Origin of the sequence: Gaoshiqia sediminis (assembly GCF_025907915.1) — a bacterium.
Classification (GTDB): domain Bacteria; phylum Bacteroidota; class Bacteroidia; order Bacteroidales; family Prolixibacteraceae; genus Gaoshiqia; species Gaoshiqia sediminis.
Window position 1 is genome coordinate 49,353 of record NZ_JAPAAF010000022.1, and the last position, 18,298, is coordinate 67,650.

Genomic DNA, 18,298 nt, shown 5'->3' on the forward strand with positions numbered 1-18,298 from the left:
TTTACAGGTCGAAGCCCAGGTCTTTCCGGTAATACTTCCCTTCGAAACTGATTTTTTCGGCATTGGCATACGATTGGGCCAGCGCTTCATGCATACTGCTGCCATACGAGCTGATGGCCAGTACACGCCCGCCGTCGGTCACCACTTCGCTGCCTGCCTGTTTGGTGCCGGCATGGAAAAGGATGCTTCCTTCAGTTTGGTCGAAGCCGCTCATGGGAAGGCCTTTGGTATAGTCGCCCGGATAGCCGCCCGATACCAGCATCACGGTAACTGCCGAACGATTGTCAATCGCAATGGCTTGCGAGGCCATGGTGCCGTTGGCTGCCGCTTCGAGCAAATCCACAAAATCGGATTGGATACGCAGCATGACAGCCTCGGTCTCGGGATCGCCCATGCGCACGTTGTACTCAATCACATACGGTTCGCCACCGCAGTTGATCAATCCGAAAAAGACAAAGCCGTTGTAAGGAATGTTGTCTTCCTGTAAGCCCTTTACCGTTGGCCTGATGATACGGTCTTCTACCTTTTTCATGAAAGCCTGATCGGCAAACGGTACCGGGCTGATGGCGCCCATGCCTCCGGTGTTCAGGCCGGTGTCGCCTTCGCCAATGCGCTTGTAATCTTTGGCTTCGGGCAAGATTTGATAGTCCTTTCCATCGGTGATGGCAAATACGGAAAGCTCCACGCCCGACAAAAACTCTTCGATCACCACTTTGCTGCTGGCAGCGCCAAACTGTCCGGCCAGCATTTCCTTCAGCGAGGCTTGCGCTTCGGGCAGGTTGTCGATGATGAGTACGCCTTTCCCGGCAGCCAGTCCGTCGGCTTTCAGCACGTAAGGGGCTTGCATGGTTTTAAGAAAGTCAAGCCCTTCGGCCAGATTTTGGGGTGTTACAGTCAGGTATTTGGCCGTGGGAATGTTATGGCGTTGCATAAAGGCTTTGGCGAAATCTTTGCTTCCTTCCAGCCGGGCGCCTTCTTGTTGCGGGCCAACTACTTTCAGGTGTTTCAGCTCGGCATCGGCCAGGATGAAGTCGTGCAGGCCCTCTACCAGCGGCACCTCCGGGCCAATCAACACCAGGTCGATATTCTTTTCCAGGATTACTTTTTTTAGTCCTGCGAAGTCAGAGACACCTACCGGGATATTCTCGCCCAGGCTGGCTGTGCCTGCATTTCCGGGAGCAATAAACAACTGATCAACTTTTGGGGATTGCTTAATCTTCCATGCCATAGCATGCTCTCTTCCTCCTGAACCAACAACAAGTATATTCATCATGATAGCTATTTAATCTTTTCAGTTTTTATTTTTTTGAATGAGGTCTTTTGCTTTCAGGGCATCAGCCAAACTTCCAAAGCTGTAACCTTTCTTTTTCAGGGCCTGAACGACAACCGGCAGGGCCGCGTACAGGTTTTTCTGCGCTTTCAGCGAATCGTGAAAAATGATGACCGATCCCGGTCGCACGAAGTTGAGCACATTGCGTACCACCTGCTCCGGCAATAGGTTGGGCATGTAATCCCTGCTGACCACGTCCCACATCACCACCTGGTATTTTTGGCGCAGCTGCCGGAATTGAGAGCGGCGCAAAAAGCCATGGGGCGGCCTGAAAAAGGGTGATTCGATGTACCGGGCCGCCTTTTCGATGTTGGCAAAATAGTCGGCATCGGTTGTTTTCATTCCCTGAATGTGGTTAAAGCTGTGATTGCCCGTCAGATGGCCTTCGTCCAGAATTTGCTGATACAGATCGGGATGGCGTTGCACATTTTCGCCCACGCAAAAGAAGCAGGCCGGTATGTTTTCGCGTTTCAGCAGGTCGAGCACCCAAGGGGTGACTTCGGGCACCGGGCCGTCGTCGAAGGTCAGGAAAACCTGCCTCCCGGCAGATGGCCCCCGCCAAAGCGCCCCGGGCAGTAAGCCGGTCAGAAATGATGGTACCTGTATCCTGGGATCGAAACGCAACATTAATTAAGCGTGCTGTATTGATTTAAATAGTTGTTAAACGATTCCGTGATGGTTTTCGACAGTTCCTCTTGTCCATGCTTGCCCGAGATCAACGCCATTTCGCGCAGGAAGTAAAGGATGCGCTGGATTTCTTCGTCCACCGAAGGCGTAAATTTATCATCGAGCGACAAGTAATAATCCATCTCGGCTTTGTACGTGTCATAAATTTCGGTCATCAGTTCAACGCCTTTTTCGTTTGCGCCTGCTGCAAAATAGTTCTCGGCAATTTGCTGTGAGAAATAATTGACCGCTACCACGCTGTGCGGGATCAGCTCCAGGTTGCGGTCGAGCACCTCGATGGCCGAATCCGCTTTGCCTTCGTTGACCAGGTTTTCGGCCAGGCGGTTGAAGTTGTTGCGAATGTTCATCATCATTCGCTGGTTGTTCTCATCGATATAAACGTTGGGATCGTTCATGTTGCCCCAGCTGAAGCTGTGCATCAGCTTGTCGTACATTTTATCGGTGTTCACGCCGCCAAAATACAAGCCCGAACTTTCGGTTTTCACCGGTGTAAAGCGATAGGCAAACCCTTCAAGCATAAAGTAGTCCTGCAAGCCGAGGTATTTGTCGCGGCCAACGGTGATGGCGAAATAGAGGGGGCGCTCCCAGTTGGAGTTGGCCAGCATGTCGAGCACCATCAGTTCGTCTTTCACGAGGTAGTTGCGGTTGCCAAAGTCAATAAAAATGGTATCGACAATTTGGTCGTACATCGATTCGGGTACCACTTTGTTGCGGATTACCGCTTCTTTGTCCACCTTAATAAACAGTCTTTTGGATGGGATATAAGAGGCATTGTCTGCCTGCGCCAGTTTGGTTTGCGGGTTGTCGTCGCGAACAAAGTCGAGGGCTTTTTTCAGTTCCACAGCTCCCTTCAGTCGCGGGTCGTTCAGCAGGTAAACCACATCGCGTGTGCCCTGCACATATTGGTCGTGGGTGAAGGTGATGGGCAACGGCTCCGATTCGTAAGCCTTGCTCCGCATTTGGTCGATATACCAGTCGGTTTGCAGGTAGCTCAGGTTACACACCCGTACATCGGTGCGCACGCCTTCCACTTCCTGGTTGTACCACAGCGGGAAGGTATCGTTATCGCCGTTGGTAAAGATCACGGCATTGGGGTCGCAGCTGTTCAGGTAGTTGGCGCCAAAGTCGCGGGCGGTGTATCGATTCGAGCGGTCGTGGTCGTCCCAGTTTTCGCTGGCCATGATGCCGGGCACCAGCACCAGGCTGAGTACCGACACGCCGACAGCGCTGACTGTTTCGGGCAGCTTGCGCTTCAGGGCCTCGGCCAGGGCCATCACCCCGATGCCGATCCAAATGGCAAAGGCATAGAACGAACCGGCATAGGCGTAATCGCGTTCGCGAGGCTGGTGGGGGTACTGATTCAGGTAAACCACAATGGCCAGACCGGTCATGATAAACAGCAGCATCACCACCCAAAAATCTTTCTGGTTTCGTTTATAGTGAAAGAAGGCGCCGATCAATCCGATCAACAACGGCAGAAAATAATAGGCATTGCGGCCTTTGTTGTTTTTCAGGTGGTCGGGCAGCGATTCCTGGTCGCCCAGGCGGGCCGAATCAATAAAGTCGATGCCGCTGATCCAGTTTCCGCTGAGGATGTCGCCGTGCCCCTGAATGTCGTTCTGGCGGCCCGCGAAGTTCCACATGAAATAGCGGAAGTACATGTGTACGATCTGGTAGCGTACAAAGAAAGTCAGGTTGTCGCCGAAAGTGGGCAGTTCAATGGTCTGGGGCTCACCCTCAGGCCCGGTAATACTTACTTTTTTCCCGGTTATGCCTGCCCAGCTTTTATAGTCCTGAATGTGGTCGTCCTGCTTGCTCCACATGCGCGGGAAGAAGGTGGTGTAGCGCGAGTCGTAATTGGGTTTCTGGCGCATGTCGGCCACTACGTATTTGCCGTCTTTCTGGATGTAGTAAGGCTTATCGTTTACATACGGGGTGCGACTGTCGAGCGGCGTACTGTAATGCTGTCCGAAAATCAGCGGACGGTCGCCGTATTGTTCGCGGTTCAGGTAGCCCAGCAGCGAAAATACGTTGTCGGGGCTGTTTTGGTCCATTGGCGGGTTGGCCGACGAGCGGATAACAATCATGGCAAACGACGAGTATCCGATCAGGATCACGGTGAAGGCCACCAAAACGGTGTTCCAAAGCACCAGGTTCTTTTTCATCGTGTAGTAAATGCCGTAAACAACCAGTCCGGTGAGAAGAATGGCATAAACAATGACGCCGGTGTTGAACGGCAATCCGAGCGCGTTGGTAAACAGCAGCTCGAACCAGGAGGCCACCTTCACAATACCCGGCACAATGCCGTACATGATGAGGCCCAGTAGCAGGAGTGAAACCACAAAGCTGGTGATGATACCGTTGCGGGTGGGCTTGTATTTTTTGAAATAATATACAAAAACGATCGCCGGGATGGCCAGCAGGTTTAGCAAGTGGACGCCGATGGAAAGTCCTACCATATAAGCGATAAAGATGATCCAACGGTTGGCATGGGGTTCGTCGGCCACGTTTTCCCATTTCAGGATAGCCCAGAAAACAATGGCCGTTAGCAGGGACGATGAGGCATATACTTCGCCTTCAACAGCCGAAAACCAAAAGGTGTCCGAGAACGTGTAGGCCAATGCGCCTACCACGCCGCTTCCCAGAATGGCAATGGTTTGTCCCATGCTGAGCTCCGCTTCGCCCGAAACCATCTTTTTAGCCAGGTGGGTGATGGACCAGAACAGGAATAAAATGGTGAAGGCGCTGGCCAGGGCCGACAAAGCATTGATAAGCATACCCGCCTGCGGGGCGTCGCCAAACAGGGTGAAGAACCTGCCCAGGATCATGAAGAACGGGGCGCCCGGGGGATGCCCTACTTCCAGCTTAAACGAGGTGGTGATAAACTCGCCGCAGTCCCAAAAACTGGCTGTTGGCTCAATGGTTGACAGATATGTTACGGCGGCAATTGCAAAAGTCACCCAGCCTGTGACAAGATTCAGCAATTTGTAGTTCTTCATCTGGATCGTTTTTTCGGTTCGGCTTGACCCTGACCGACAGAGAACAAGCCTGAAAATGTTGTTTGTTGATTGGCCCGCGACATCCTCAAAGTGGCTGCCTGTGTGGCTTTTAAATTTTATGTTTGCGAAGATAATATATTCTTTCAACTGAGACCAAACCGAAGCGGAAATTAAACGTTTTTAACAGCCAATCAGACAGCGACATTAACACTTTTTTAAAAGCGGGATCGCAGGAGATTGATTACTTTTACACGCAATCGGTAAAGAAAGAGCATGGAAATAAAAGTTTTAGGGCCGGGGTGTGCAAGATGCCGGGGGCTGGATGCCCGGGTACGAAAGGTGGTTGCGGAGCTTGATCTGACGGCCACCGTTACGAAAGTGGAAGATCTGACGGAGATTATTCGTTATGGTATTCTGCAAACGCCCGCTCTGGTGATTGATGAAAAGGTGGTGATGAGCGGCGTCTTACCAACTTATACTGACTTGAAAATGTTCCTGCAAAACTGCCTGAACGAAAAAGGATGAAGAAGCTTTTGGTCCTGATTTTTTTGTTTGTTGGCGCAACCGCCTGCCAGCAAAAGCCGGCCTTCGAAGCCAGCCGCCCTGTTATGCCCGAAGCCGGACAGACAGCCGTATATTATTTCCGCACCAACTTTATATGTGAAACCTGCGAGTCGATTGAAGGTATCGTTCAGGATGAATTGGATACAAAATTTGCGGATGAGCTGAAATCAGGCAAGTTGGTTTTTAAACAATTTAATTTGGATGAAAAAGAAACCGCCGACTTTGCTCTGCAGTTCGATGTGGGGTTTAAATCGCTGTTGATTTTGAGAGGTGATACGGTGATTAATCTAACGAACGAAGCTTTTCTGTACGCGCTGCCCAATCCCGAAAAGCTGCGAACCTTGTTTGCCGAAACCATCAATTCTCTCTGATGCAGGAATATTTCACCAACTTACTCGATCAGTCGGCTTTTCCCTTATGGTCGGCCTTTCTGCTGGGACTGATCACGTCGCTGGGACCCTGCACGCTGAGCACCAACATTTCGGCGGTGGCTTTTATTGGCAAAGAAGCCCAATGCCGACGCCGGGTGTTTTTAGGCGGATTGGTTTACACGCTGGGCCGCGCTGTTACCTACTTTGTTGTTGCGTTGCCTTTTTATTTCGGAGCCGAACTGCTCAATCTCACCACCTTTTTAACCCGATACGGCGAAATGCTCATTGGCCCGCTGTTGATTCTGGTTGGTGTTGTGATGCTCGACTGGATCCCGATTCCATTTCCGACTTTTTCCAAGTTGAGAAGTCAACTGGAAGCGGATCCACAAAAAGGTTTAAGTTCTCACTTTTTGCTTGGGGTGGTGTTTGCCCTGGCTTTTTGCTCCTACAGTGGGGTGATGTACTTTGGCTTACTTATTCCCATGACCATCCAATCATCTGGCGGATTGCTGTTACCCATTGCCTTTGCGCTGGGCACCGGAGTTTCCGTGGTCGGGTTTGCGGCCCTCATTGCCTTTGCTTTTCAGGCGGTGAACCGCTGGTTTCTGCGCATCAGGCAAAGCGAAATCTGGCTGCGGCGGCTGGTTGCAGTGGTGTTTATTGCAATTGGGATTTATCAAGTTGGACGCTTGTTTTAGCTTGTTGGTCTTTTGTTTGAATGGCCAGGATTCACTCGGTCAATTTAAAGATCGGTACTCATTCGGCGTATAGCCCGTTTCATGTTTAAACATGCGGGTAAAATGTTGCGGGTATTTGAATCCCAACTCATTTGATATCTCACTTACCGTTTTATCTGAGTTGTATATTTTGTTTTTGGCGATATGAATGATCTTGGTCTGAATGTATTCCTTAGCCGATTTTCCGGTTTCCTTTTTGATTAAATCGCCGAAATAGTTGGCTGATAAATGGAGTTGTTCGGCAAAATAAGCAACGGATGGTAACCCGATCGTTTGTGCTTTGTCCGATGAAAAATAGCCATTCAGCAATTCTTCAAACTTTTCTAAAATACCCTTGTTGGCATTGTCCCTTGTAATAAACTGCCGGTCGTAAAAGCGTTCACAATAATTCAGGAATAATTCAATATTTGAAGCAATGAGCTTTTTGCTATGCTTGTCGACACCTTGCTGCAGCTCGTAATTGATTTTTGAAAAACAGTCTAAAACAATCTGCCTTTCGCGTTCCGATAAGTGCAATGCTTCATTGGCGTTGTATCCGAAGAAGTGATATTCATGGATACTTCCGGCAAGATTTGTTCCCTGAATCAGGTCGGGATGAAAAACCAATGCATGTCCCTTTGGTTGATACACTTCGCCGGTTGTCTCTATCTCCATGACTTGTCCGGGGGCTACAAATACCAAGGTGCCTTCCTGATAATCGTAATAATTACGACCATATTTTAAATCGCCGCACTTGACATCTTTCAGAAAAATGCAATACAGCCCATAGTTAATTTTTACTTTCTTTTCTTCACCCCAGGTTCTTGGATTAGCCTTTGAAAAGTCAATGACACTCACCAACGGATGTAGTGTTTCATGATTATTCAAAACATTGTATTCATTTACCGTGTCAAATCTGTGTATCCTGTTCATGACTGTGTTTTTATTCTGAGTCAAATTTAAACATTCGTCCAACGTAAATACCATGCTGGAAGTCAAATCAGTAAAAGTGGTAGGACAAACAGTAATTCGTATAACAATTTGTAGCGTGCGATGCCTGACCTTTGTATTGTCGGAGTGTAATTCGTTCGACCAATACAGGTAAATTTAATAAGATACGATATGAAGTCAAGAAAATTAGGCAATCAGGGATTGGCAGTTTCCGGCTTAGGGTTGGGGTGTATGGGATTAAGTTTTGGCTATGGTCAGGCAACAGACAAACGGGAGGCAGTTAAACTTATCAGAAAAGCATACGAATTAGGAATAACATTTTTTGATACTGCCGAAATTTACGGCCCGTTTTTAAATGAAGAAGTTGTAGGTGAGGCGATCGCTCCTTTTAGAAGTGAAGTTGTTGTTGCGACAAAATTTGGATTTAACTACGTTGACGAAAAGCCTGCCGGTTTAAACAGCAAACCGGAATACATCCGCCGAAGAGTGGAAGGTTCATTAAAACGGTTAAAGGTAGAGGCCATCGATTTACTTTATCAACACCGTGTAGATCCGCAGGTTCCAATTGAAGATGTCGCCGGAACCGTAAAAGAACTCATTCAGGAAGGAAAAGTCAACTATTTCGGATTGTCGGAAGCAAGCGCCAACACCATCCGTAAGGCGCATGCCATCCAACCTGTTTCCGCTGTGCAAAGTGAATATTCACTTTGGTGGCGTGAACCCGAAACCAAGATCTTCCCCACATTGGCAGAGTTGGGAATTGGCTTTGTTCCATTCAGCCCGCTGGGCAAAGGTTTTCTGACCGGGAAAATCGATGAAAACACAAGGTTTAAACCTACTGATTTTAGAAGTACAGTTCCACGGTTATCGCCGGAAAACATTCATGCAAATTTGATTTTTGTCGATTTTTTGAAGCGTATAGCTGAACGTAAAAATGCAACACCGGCACAAATCGCACTTGCTTGGTTAAATGCACAGAAACCCTGGATTGTTCCAATTCCGGGGACAACAAAAATGAACAGATTGGAGGAAAACGTCGGTTCAACGAGGATTGAGTTTACTAAAGAAGAATTGCAGGAAATTGAAACTGAAGCTTCGAATATAATAGCTCAGGGCGATCGGTATTCCGAAGGTTCAGCAAAAATGATTGACCGGTAATTTTGTAAACTATAGAAAAAAAGAAAATAAATATGAAGTATAAGAATAGATTCCAGTACGTGTTTTTAATTGGTCTTGCCTTTTTGTTGTCGGCAGCATCGTGTACAAATTCTGAGGTTAGGCAAACCGAAGAGCTGATTATTATAAAAGAGCAGGGCAGTTTTGCCGTTGGAGGTTCAGTAAAGGAAAATCCGGGAACTTTTGACGCGGTAACACGCGGCCCTGAAGGCCAGACTTATCATGGCGACCACGCCTATGTTTTTTACCAAATTCCTGCCGATGCCCGTCAATATCCTCTGGTGATGTGGCACGGCATCGGTCAGTTTTCAAAAACATGGGAAACTACACCTGATGGAAGAGAAGGTTTTCAAAACATCTTTTTGCGGCGTGGTTTTGGTGTTTATTTATTAGACCAGCCCAGGCGCGGGAATGCGGCACGAAGTATGGCAGAGGGCACAATTTCTCCGACTCCCGATGAGCCGTTTTGGTTTAACACATTTCGGGTGGGAGAGTGGCCCGACTTTTTCCCTGGTGTACAATTTTCAAAAGATCCGGAGGCACTGAATCAATATTTCCGGCAAATGGTACCCAATATTGGCCCCATCGATATTTCGGTGAATGTGGATGCTGTTTCTGTACTATTCGATAAAATAGGGCAGGGAATTCTGGTCACTCATTCACATTCAGGCGGAATGGGTTGGCTTACTGCCGTCAAAAATCAAAATATTAAAGCGATTGTTTCCTATGAGCCCGGCAGCGGCTTTCTGTTTCCCGAAGGTGAAGTACCGGCTCCGATTGAGAATTCTGCAGGACCACTTGTCGCCACAGGTGTTCCGATGGAAGATTTTATGAAGCTTACAAAAATCCCGATTATCATTTATTACGGCGATTTTATACCGGCTGAACCCGATCCAAATCCGGGAACGGACGGCTGGCGTGCCCGACTGGAAATGGCCAGATTATGGCGTGATGCAGTAAATAAACACGGAGGTGATGTAACTGTAGTTCATTTACCAGAAGTTGGAATTAAAGGCAATACACATTTCCCATTCTCGGATTTAAACAATGTGGAAATAGCCGACTTAATGTCGGAATGGCTGAAAGAAAAAGAGTTAGACAAATAAGAAAAATACAATATGCGAACAGTTAAATTAAACAATGGCGTTGAAATGCCTATTCTCGGATTTGGAGTTTTCCAGATTCCAGATTTGAAAGAATGTGAAAACAGTGTACTCGACGCCATCGAAACCGGATATCGGTTAATTGACACAGCAGCTATTTACCTGAACGAAACAGCTGTTGGAAATGCGATAAAAAGAAGTGATGTGGCACGCGAAGATTTATTTATCACCACCAAAGTTTGGGTACAGGACTCCGGCTACGAAAGCACTAATAAAGCATTTGAAAAATCACTGAATAAGCTCCAACTTGACTATTTGGATTTATACCTCATTCATCAGCCTTATGGCGATGTGCACGGTTCGTGGCGAGCGATGGAGGAATTATATAAAGATGGAAGAGTCAGGGCAATTGGAGTAAGCAATTTTCACACCGACCGTGTGATGGATTTGATCGTTTTTAATGAAGTGGTTCCGGCAGTGAACCAGATTGAAACGCATCCATTTCATCAGCAAACCGAAACCCAACAGTTTTTAACTGAAAATGGTGTTCAGATCGAATCGTGGGGGCCTTTTGCTGAAGGGAAGAATAACCTGTTTCAAAATGATCTGTTGGCTACCATTGGCAACAAGTATAATAAGTCTATTGCACAGGTAGTACTTCGGTGGCTGACCCAACGAGGTGTGGTTGTCATTCCTAAATCGGTTCATAAAGAGAGAATCCGGGAGAACTTCAATAGTCTTGATTTTGAGCTGACAGCCGATGATATGGAAGCCATAGCAACGCTGGATATGAAAACCTCCAGCTTTTTCGACCACCGCGATCCGGCAATGGTCAAATGGCTGGGTAGCAGTAGGGTTGAGCTCTAACTTTTTGATGAGAGTTGATTTGTAAACGAATGGCTTTGAAAACAGTTTGTAAAGAAATTAAGCGGTATTGGAGGGAACAAAAAATGAAAAGAAAAATAAGGACCCAAATTTTGATTAGTATGATTATGGCAACAAGCATCATCGCTTCAGGGCAAGGTAAAAATGATAAACCTTTTGGCCTGGTTTACCAAGATGCTATTACAGAAAATATGCCGGGCGAAGTGAATATTCATCCGGTAAGCTATAAACTGAATGGCATTGATATTTCTGCCAATGTTTATACACCCGCCAATTACGACCCGTCGAAGAAATATCCGGCGGTTGTTGTGGCGCATCCCAATGGTGGTGTTAAGGAGCAGGTAGCCGGTTTATATGCACAACGTTTGGCAGGATCAGGTTATATCACCATCGCTGCTGATGCGTCCTATCAGGGGGCCAGCGGTGGGGAGCCGCGGAATGTGGATAAGCCCGCATTTCGTATTGAGGATATTCGAGGGATGGCTGATTTTATTACCCAATATGCCGGCGTAAATGCCGATCGCCTGGGGGTATTGGGCGTCTGTGGCGGCGGCGGTTACTCGTTAGCAGCTGCCCAAACTGACAAGCGTTTTAAGGCTGTGGCAACACTGAGCATGTTTAATTCGGGTGTAGTACGCCGCGATGGTTTTATGAGTTCTCAGGTTGCAACTATTCAGGAACGTTTAAAACAGGGTTCAGATGCCCGAGCCCAAGAAGTGGCCGGCGGAGAGATCCTATATGCTGCAGATCTTGATTGGACCGATGAAATGGCTGACAAAATGCCCTTTGATCTGTATCGTGAAGGACATTATTATTACCACAGAACCCATGCTCATCCGAATTCCACATTCCGATACACTATGAGCAGTTTAATCGATTTGATGGCATTCGACGCTGCTACCAACATGTATTTGATCAACCAGCCTTTACTGATGATGGCTGGAAGCAAAGCCGATACCTTTTACATGACCGACAGAGCATTCAACCTTGCAACCGGCACACAAGAGAAAGAATTATTTCTGATTCCGGGGGCTACCCATATTCAAACCTATTATGTGCCGGAATATGTGGAGCAGGCAACGAATAAACTTAAAGCGTTCTTTGGTAAATATTTATAAAGAATGGCACAATGAGCAATTCACCGGGTGGCTTTAAGTAGAATCAAAGAGTCATCTGGTGAACACAACCCACAGCATATTTTAAAAATTAAACCAATAAAAGATGACAGTATGAAAACAACAATTCTTGGACTGTTTATTCTCTTTTTCTGCGCGCAATGGTCCTTTGCACAAACTACTGAAGTGGAACAGGAAATCATTCAACTGTCGAAAGACAAGTGGCAATGGATGTCTGACAAAGATGTTGGCAGGTTGGATGAGCTTTTCCATGAAAAGGCCATGTTTGTACACATGGGTGGTGCCTGGGGAACCGAACAGGAACTCAACATCATTAAAGGTGGAGGTATCTGGTACAAGAAAGCCGATGTTCACGAAGTTTCGGTGAAGATTATTGATAATACTGCGATTTTATTAAACCGAATTGATTTGTTGGCCGAAGTCGGGGGGAACGAGGTTACCAATCCCTTTGAAGTGACTGAAGTGTATATAAAGCAAGCTGGAACCTGGAAATTAGGTTCGCTATCTTTTACCCGGTTGATGACACGGGGTGATCATTAATTAAAAACGTTGACAAATGAATCATTCAGCAAATAAAAAATCGGAATTGAGCCGTCGTAATTTTTTAAATGCCGGATTAGCATTGGCCGGAGGTTCATTCCTGGCTTCTGTGACCGGAGTACAGAAGGTGATGGGGCAAAATAAAGGGGTAATAAGTTCCGATCAACCAAGCCAAAATTCTCCTTCACACGTTTCCCTTGCACGTCGGATGCTTGGTGGCACATTAGAAGTTTCAAGTATCGGCCTTGGCGTTCAGAACATGAGCCGAACTTATCAAACGACCATTCCATTGCGTTCCGAAATGCATAACATCATCCGAACGGCTTTCGATAATGGTGTGACTTTTTTTGATGCGGCTGAGGCTTACGGTCCTTTCGAGGTAGAAAGAATATTAGGTGAAGCCATTGAGCCCTTTCGGGATAAAGTCGTGATCGCTACAAAGTTTGGTTGGAACATCGACCAGGAAACCGGACAACGATTGCCAGGACTAAACAGTAAACCGGAACATATCAAGTTAGTTGTAGAAGGTATGCTGAAACGTCTTCGTACCGATCGTATTGATTTGTTGTACCAACATCGTGTCGACCCGGAAGTGCCTATTGAAGATGTGGTGGGTGTTATTAAAAACCTGATTCAGGAAGGAAAGGTTTTGCACTACGGACTATCAGAACCTGGTTTGCAAACGGTACGACGAGCACACAACGAATATCCGGTTACGGCCATTCAAAACGAACATTCTTTGTTGTATCATGGCTCAGATAAAGATGTGATACCACTTTGTGAAGAGTTGGGTATTGGATTTGTTCCGTGGAGCCCACTCGGTGTTGGTTTCCTGACCGGCGCTATTGATGATAGAACACGTTTTGCCCAAGGTGATATTCGTGGTGGTGAATCCCGTTTTTCGCCTGAAAACATATCCAAAAATCTGGCACTTGTGGCCTTGCTACAAAAGTGGGGAGTAAAAAAACAAGCAACGCCGGGACAAATTTCGCTGGCCTGGTTGTTGGCCCAAAAGCCGTGGATCGTGCCTATTCCAGGAACAACACAAATGGCACATATGCAAGAAAATATTGGTGCCGATGGGATTAAATTCACAGCGGGGGAATGGCAGCAATTCAATAACGAATTTGAAGCAATCCAAATTGCAGGAGAACGATTACCGGAATTTGTGTTGCAACTTTCAAAGGTTGAAGCTCCAATAAAGCGCTAGATTAAAACCTATTAAACGGGCCAATTAACTACACTTTAAATCTAACAGTATTCAAAATGAGAAGATTGACAATCGGATTCACGTTATTCATTCTTGCAATTACTTTAAATGCCCGGAGTGCAGACCAGGTCTCAGATGCCTTGGTTCATATAGAATCGGGAACTGTTCGTGGCACAACCGATGGTGAAGTATCGGTGTTTAAAGGGATTCCATACGCTGCTCCACCGGTAGGGGAATACCGTTGGCGACCGCCACAACCCGTAATCCCCTGGAAGGGAGTACGAGATGCCACCGAGTTTGGACCTAATTGTGCGCAAGGCGGATGGGGTGCTGCTCCCGGGACAATTCAGGAAGGCTCATCGGAAGATTGCCTGTATCTGAATTTGTGGCTGTCCGCCAATACGAAACCGGATGCAAAACTTCCGGTTATGGTGTGGATTCACGGTGGCGGTTTTACCGGAGGTAGTGGCGCCGGCCCGGCTACATCGGGAGAGCAGTTTGCCAAACAAGGTGTCATCCTGATGACATTCAACTATCGGCTTGGGCGCCTGGGGCATTTCGCATTTCCTGCCCTAAGTGAAGAAAATCCGGAGGAACCCAAAGGTAGTTACGCTTTTATGGACATGATAGCAGCCCTCACATGGGTGCAGGAAAACATTGCTGCTTTTGGAGGCGACCCTGGCAATGTAACCATTTTGGGTCAATCGGCCGGTGGGGTTGCTGTACACTCCCTGTTAGCCATACCAGATGCTCATGGACTTTTCCAAAAAGCGATTAGTGAGTCTGGTGGTAGTCGGGATGGTGTTCTTACCGGCAGACCGATACGTGAAGAAAATGCCGATCCGCTATATCCTGTTCCCGCAGAAACCATTGGGATAAACTTTGCCCGCAAACATGGAATCGAGGGCACCGATGCCGCCGCACTGGCTAAGCTCCGTGCCCTTAGTGTGGAAGAGATTGTGGATGGAGGTCAGGAAACCGATAGCTCCGGTCTTCGAATCTACTCAGGCCCGATTCTGGATGGTAAACTGGTTGTAGAAACTGCAGAGAGCGCATACAAAGCAGGGAGGCAGGCATGTGTTCCACTTATTATAGGATCGAACAGTGCAGAAATAGGTGGAGGTTTTGTGAATGCCAGCAGTTCAAAGGAAGAACTGTTTTCGCTGTTTGGGGAACTGGAGGATGAGGCAAAAGCTGCCTTTGATCCTGAGGGAAACAAGGAATTTGCCGAGGTAATCACCAAGTTTAACACCGACTGGGTGTGGGGTGAGCCGGCCCGTATGACTGCAAGAGCTTTTGTCGCCCAGGGCGAACCAGCCTATGTCTATCAATTTGGCTATGTTCCTCCTGCAATGCGTGAGCGGGCTCGTTATGGCGCCGGCCACGGATCGGAAGTTTCGTTTGTATTTGGCACCCTCAATGCACGCTGGGGAGCAACAGAGGTGACACCGGAAGAAGAAAAGTTAGCGCAGGAGATGAACAGTTACTGGACAAACTTCGCCAAAACGGGAAGTCCGAATGGTGAGGGCCTGCCGGTTTGGCCGCTTTACAATACGGAAAAAGAAGAAATTCTCGATATTGAGTTGGATGGAAATCCGGTTGGCAAATCCGATCCCCGGAAAGCCAGACTGGATGTGGTTGAAAAGGCTTTCGAGTTTAGAACTCAACTACAAACCCGTGGGGGGGTTTAATATGAATAATTAATGGAATCTAAAAGGGTATCATGATGAATAAAATGATCTGGAAAATATTCCTTGTATTCACCTTTTTTACATGCTTTTTTGAGAGCCTGAATGCAAATAATAGCGGAGAATCCGATATGAGTTTAACGAACAAGCAACTAAGTACAATTCCCATTGCAGTTTATACCGCCAAAGGGGAACTTCAACAATTAAAACCGGCACTGAACGAAGGGTTAGATGCCGGATTAACTATTAATGAAATTAAAGAAGTGATGGTTCACTTGTACGCCTATTGCGGATTTCCGCGCAGTATCCGTGGCTTACAAGCCTTTATGGAAGTGCTTGATGAACGAAAGGCCAAAGGAATCGAGGATGAAACGGGTGCTGATGCATCGCCAATAAACGATGAACGAAGTAAGTATGACCGAGGGAAAGCCAATTTAGAGGAACTGTTAGGAAGGCCAATAACCGGACCGCAAACCGGTTACGCTGCTTTTGCCCCGGTAATCGAAATTTTCCTGAAAGAACATTTGTTTGCCGATATTTTCGATCGCGATGTGTTAACTTATGCCGAGCGGGAACTGGCAACCATTTCGGCAATCAGCGCAATTGGCGGTGCCGAACCCATGCTTCGCAGTCATTTAGCCATTTGTCTGAATGTTGGTTTCACAGCCGGACAGTTGAATGAATTTGTGGATGTCATCAAATCAACTGCTGGTAAAAAGGAAGCTAAAGCCGCTCAGTCAGTTTTAAATGAAGTGCTCAAGAATAGTCAATAACAACAGCAAGAATAAAGAGATAAAATGATGAAGTACAATTACAAATACACGTTGCTTTTCCTGATCATCTTGATGGTTGGGTGCAATATGGAGCAAAAGACAAACGCAGTGAGCAGTCCAGTTGAAACACCTTTTGCCAAGGGAAATCAAATCAATAGCCCCAACTTTACGGGGACGGTGTGGCTGAACATGATGGGGGCAACAGACAGCACCCTTTATACCAGTTATGGCCATGTAACATTCGCGCCCAAAGCCCGCACAAACTGGCATTCGCACCCGGGCGGACAACTCCTTTTTGTTACAGAAGGCAAAGGTTATTACCAGGCCAAAGGCCAGCCAGCCCGCTTATTGAAGAAAGGTGATTATGTGGAAATTCCGCCCAATGTGGTGCATTGGCATGGAGCAGCATCCGACAACGATTTTGCACACATAGCCGTCAGCCTGAATACCGACAGAGGTGGCGCGGTTTGGATTGGCCCGGTGACGGATGAAGAATACTTACAATCGACAAAACAATAGAGCTTTGATATGGCCTGATCGAAATGTAATTAAATTTGATTTATCAAAAGACCAATAACAACTTAACTAACCAAAATGAAGAACCAACTTAGCTATTTGCCGGCAGTTTTGTTGATGTTAATGTCAATGAACGTTTTTGCCCAGGACTGGCCACAATTTCTCGGCCCGGAAAGAAACAGTACCTCACCTCAGAAGAATTTGCTTCGGGAGTGGCCGGAAACCGGCCCCGAAGTGCTTTGGACGGTTCCCTTGGGCATCGGCTATGGCGGACCTGTAGTTAAAGACGGTAAAGTGTATATTCTTGACCGAAACGATGAAGAAGGCGACAAGATGCGTTGTTTTGACCTGAACACAGGCGATGAACTCTGGAATTTTGAATACGCCGCAGCCGGTTCGGTGATGTTTCCAGGTTCGCGCAGTGTCCCGATTGTAGATGATAAGCATGTGTATTCGTGCGGGCCCTTCGGCGATTTATATTGCATCGATTTAGAAAGTCATAAGCCGGTGTGGAATGTAAATGTCTGGACAGAATTTGGCGGAGATGTTGGCAACCCACCTTCACACGAATCAGAAGGCGGTGCGGGAGGATTTGCACCCCGTGGTAACTTTCCGATTTGGGCGATTTCGCAAAATCCGCTGATTTATGACGATTTATTGGTGCTGGCATCTCAGGCTCCTGATGCCGGAGTGGTTGCCTACAATAAAAATACCGGCAACCTGGTTTGGAAAACACCCAACCTTGGAAATGAAAATTATGCCAGCCCAACAGTTATAGAAATACATGGAGAAGACCATATTGTTATGGTTATCTCCTCCACCAATCCCATCGGCCGTCGCGACACGCCGAAAACCCCTGGAAGTATTGTTGGAATCGATCCTGCGAACGGCAAAATCCTATGGAAGTTTGAAGGATGGGAATGTCATATTACGGTACCGAGTGCTGTTGATGTAGGCAATAACAAAATTCTGGCTACGGGCGGATATGAACGCGGTGCGACAATGATACAGGTAGAAAAGCAGAGTGACGGAAGTTACGCAGCCAAAGAACTTTTTACAACCGTTGAATTTGGCGATCAAACCAAACCGCCACTTTTAATCGATGGTAATTTCTATGCCCAATACGGCACCAACAACCGCCGCGACGGATTGACGTGTATGAATATGAATGGTGAAATTATGTGGAAAACCAAACGTGATCCCGATTTCAATAAAGGAAGTATGATTTATGCCGATGGCCTGATTTTGGCTACCGATGGCGCAAGAAAGCTCTATCTTATTGAACCTGATATATCAGGATTCAAGCCGATAGCATCCTCGGAACTGCTTGCAGAACAAAAAGGAGAGGGTATGGTGGCCAGGTTTGGCACTCAAAACTGGGCCCCGATAGCACTTGCCGATGGCAAATTATTGATTCGTGATCAAAGCCGGATGTTGTGTGTGCAAGTTGCAGAATCTTACTAGAAACAACACAACAATCTATTTTTAACACGCAGTTTTAGATTTAATCATGAAAAATGAAATAAGCTTAGCGGTTGAATAGGATCGCTCTGCTCTTCCGGATTTGCACCAATATTGATCAGAGTGGCTGGTCAGGCAATCCTGAACAGCCGGGTTGGGATGTTTATAGAATTGGCATATGCCGCAACGGTG

The 18,298-nt window shown here is 47.0% G+C and carries 17 protein-coding genes; 13 read left to right on the top strand and 4 right to left on the bottom strand.

Translation table 11 applies throughout. The features are described 5' to 3' along the window. Position 1 precedes the first annotated feature (1 nt). Genes purD through N2K84_RS13795 form a run of 3 tightly spaced genes read right to left on the bottom strand, consistent with a single transcriptional unit; the run spans position 2 to position 5,016 of the window. Positions 2-1,273 carry a phosphoribosylamine--glycine ligase gene (gene purD, locus N2K84_RS13785; RefSeq protein ID WP_282592402.1) on the bottom strand — a complete coding sequence of 424 codons (1,272 nt, stop codon included), beginning with the start codon at positions 1,271-1,273 and terminating at the stop codon, positions 2-4. 18 nt (positions 1,274-1,291) lie between these two features. Then, a complete protein-coding gene (locus N2K84_RS13790) occupies positions 1,292-1,957 on the bottom strand; it encodes a polysaccharide deacetylase family protein (protein WP_282592403.1) in 666 nt (221 codons plus the stop codon). Beyond that, entirely contained in the window at positions 1,957-5,016 is a 3,060-nt protein-coding gene (locus N2K84_RS13795) for a glycosyltransferase family 117 protein (RefSeq protein WP_282592404.1), read from the bottom strand. The genes N2K84_RS13790 and N2K84_RS13795 overlap by 1 nt, the downstream gene beginning before the upstream one ends. Positions 5,017-5,289: 273 nt before the next feature. On the opposite strand from N2K84_RS13795, the gene N2K84_RS13800 reads away from it, so the two are divergent. Genes N2K84_RS13800 through N2K84_RS13810 form a run of 3 tightly spaced genes read left to right on the top strand, consistent with a single transcriptional unit; the run spans position 5,290 to position 6,649 of the window. After that, positions 5,290-5,541 (top strand): thioredoxin family protein, encoded by a 252-nt coding sequence (locus N2K84_RS13800; protein WP_282592405.1) that lies wholly within the window; start codon positions 5,290-5,292, stop codon positions 5,539-5,541. After that, the gene (locus N2K84_RS13805; protein ID WP_282592406.1) at positions 5,538-5,951 is read left to right on the top strand and encodes a nitrophenyl compound nitroreductase subunit ArsF family protein; all 414 of its coding nucleotides are present in this window, start codon (positions 5,538-5,540) and stop codon (positions 5,949-5,951) included. Before N2K84_RS13800 ends, N2K84_RS13805 begins: the two co-directional genes overlap by 4 nt. Then, positions 5,951-6,649, top strand: a complete 699-nt coding sequence (locus N2K84_RS13810; protein WP_282592407.1) for an aromatic aminobenezylarsenical efflux permease ArsG family transporter — start codon at positions 5,951-5,953, stop codon at positions 6,647-6,649. The genes N2K84_RS13805 and N2K84_RS13810 overlap by 1 nt, the downstream gene beginning before the upstream one ends. 39 nt (positions 6,650-6,688) lie before the next feature. Here the strand turns inward: N2K84_RS13810 and N2K84_RS13815 are convergent, their stop codons facing one another. Next, positions 6,689-7,600: a helix-turn-helix domain-containing protein gene (locus N2K84_RS13815; RefSeq protein ID WP_282592408.1), complete on the bottom strand. Its 912-nt coding sequence runs from the start codon at positions 7,598-7,600 to the stop codon at positions 6,689-6,691. A gap of 189 nt (positions 7,601-7,789) precedes the next feature. Between N2K84_RS13815 and N2K84_RS13820 the strand changes: the two genes are divergently transcribed. The 10 genes from N2K84_RS13820 (at position 7,790) to N2K84_RS13865 (ending at position 18,109) form a co-directional block, all read left to right on the top strand. Further along, a complete protein-coding gene (locus N2K84_RS13820) occupies positions 7,790-8,776 on the top strand; it encodes an aldo/keto reductase (protein WP_282592409.1) in 987 nt (328 codons plus the stop codon). A 32-nt stretch (positions 8,777-8,808) separates the two neighbouring features. Continuing rightward, on the top strand, positions 8,809-9,900 hold the full coding sequence (locus N2K84_RS13825) for an alpha/beta hydrolase (protein ID WP_282592410.1): 1,092 nt from the start codon (positions 8,809-8,811) through the stop codon (positions 9,898-9,900). Positions 9,901-9,912: 12 nt separating this feature from the next. Next, positions 9,913-10,764 carry an aldo/keto reductase gene (locus N2K84_RS13830; RefSeq protein WP_282592411.1) on the top strand — a complete coding sequence of 284 codons (852 nt, stop codon included), beginning with the start codon at positions 9,913-9,915 and terminating at the stop codon, positions 10,762-10,764. An 83-nt stretch (positions 10,765-10,847) separates the two neighbouring features. Continuing rightward, entirely contained in the window at positions 10,848-11,900 is a 1,053-nt protein-coding gene (locus tag N2K84_RS13835) for an alpha/beta hydrolase (RefSeq protein ID WP_282592412.1), read from the top strand. A 111-nt stretch (positions 11,901-12,011) separates the two neighbouring features. Further along, on the top strand, positions 12,012-12,458 hold the full coding sequence (locus tag N2K84_RS13840) for a nuclear transport factor 2 family protein (RefSeq protein WP_282592413.1): 447 nt from the start codon (positions 12,012-12,014) through the stop codon (positions 12,456-12,458). Positions 12,459-12,474: 16 nt separating this feature from the next. Further along, positions 12,475-13,668 carry an aldo/keto reductase gene (locus N2K84_RS13845; protein ID WP_282592414.1) on the top strand — a complete coding sequence of 398 codons (1,194 nt, stop codon included), beginning with the start codon at positions 12,475-12,477 and terminating at the stop codon, positions 13,666-13,668. A gap of 56 nt (positions 13,669-13,724) precedes the next feature. Continuing rightward, positions 13,725-15,359, top strand: coding sequence for a carboxylesterase/lipase family protein (locus N2K84_RS13850; protein WP_282592415.1), 1,635 nt, complete (start codon positions 13,725-13,727; stop codon positions 15,357-15,359). A 128-nt stretch (positions 15,360-15,487) separates the two neighbouring features. Beyond that, positions 15,488-16,129 carry a carboxymuconolactone decarboxylase family protein gene (locus tag N2K84_RS13855; protein WP_282592416.1) on the top strand — a complete coding sequence of 214 codons (642 nt, stop codon included), beginning with the start codon at positions 15,488-15,490 and terminating at the stop codon, positions 16,127-16,129. Positions 16,130-16,153: 24 nt separating this feature from the next. Then, positions 16,154-16,648: a cupin domain-containing protein gene (locus N2K84_RS13860; protein ID WP_282592417.1), complete on the top strand. Its 495-nt coding sequence runs from the start codon at positions 16,154-16,156 to the stop codon at positions 16,646-16,648. Positions 16,649-16,723: 75 nt separating this feature from the next. Then, positions 16,724-18,109: a PQQ-binding-like beta-propeller repeat protein gene (locus tag N2K84_RS13865; protein ID WP_282592418.1), complete on the top strand. Its 1,386-nt coding sequence runs from the start codon at positions 16,724-16,726 to the stop codon at positions 18,107-18,109. The last annotated feature ends 189 nt before the right edge of the window (positions 18,110-18,298 follow it).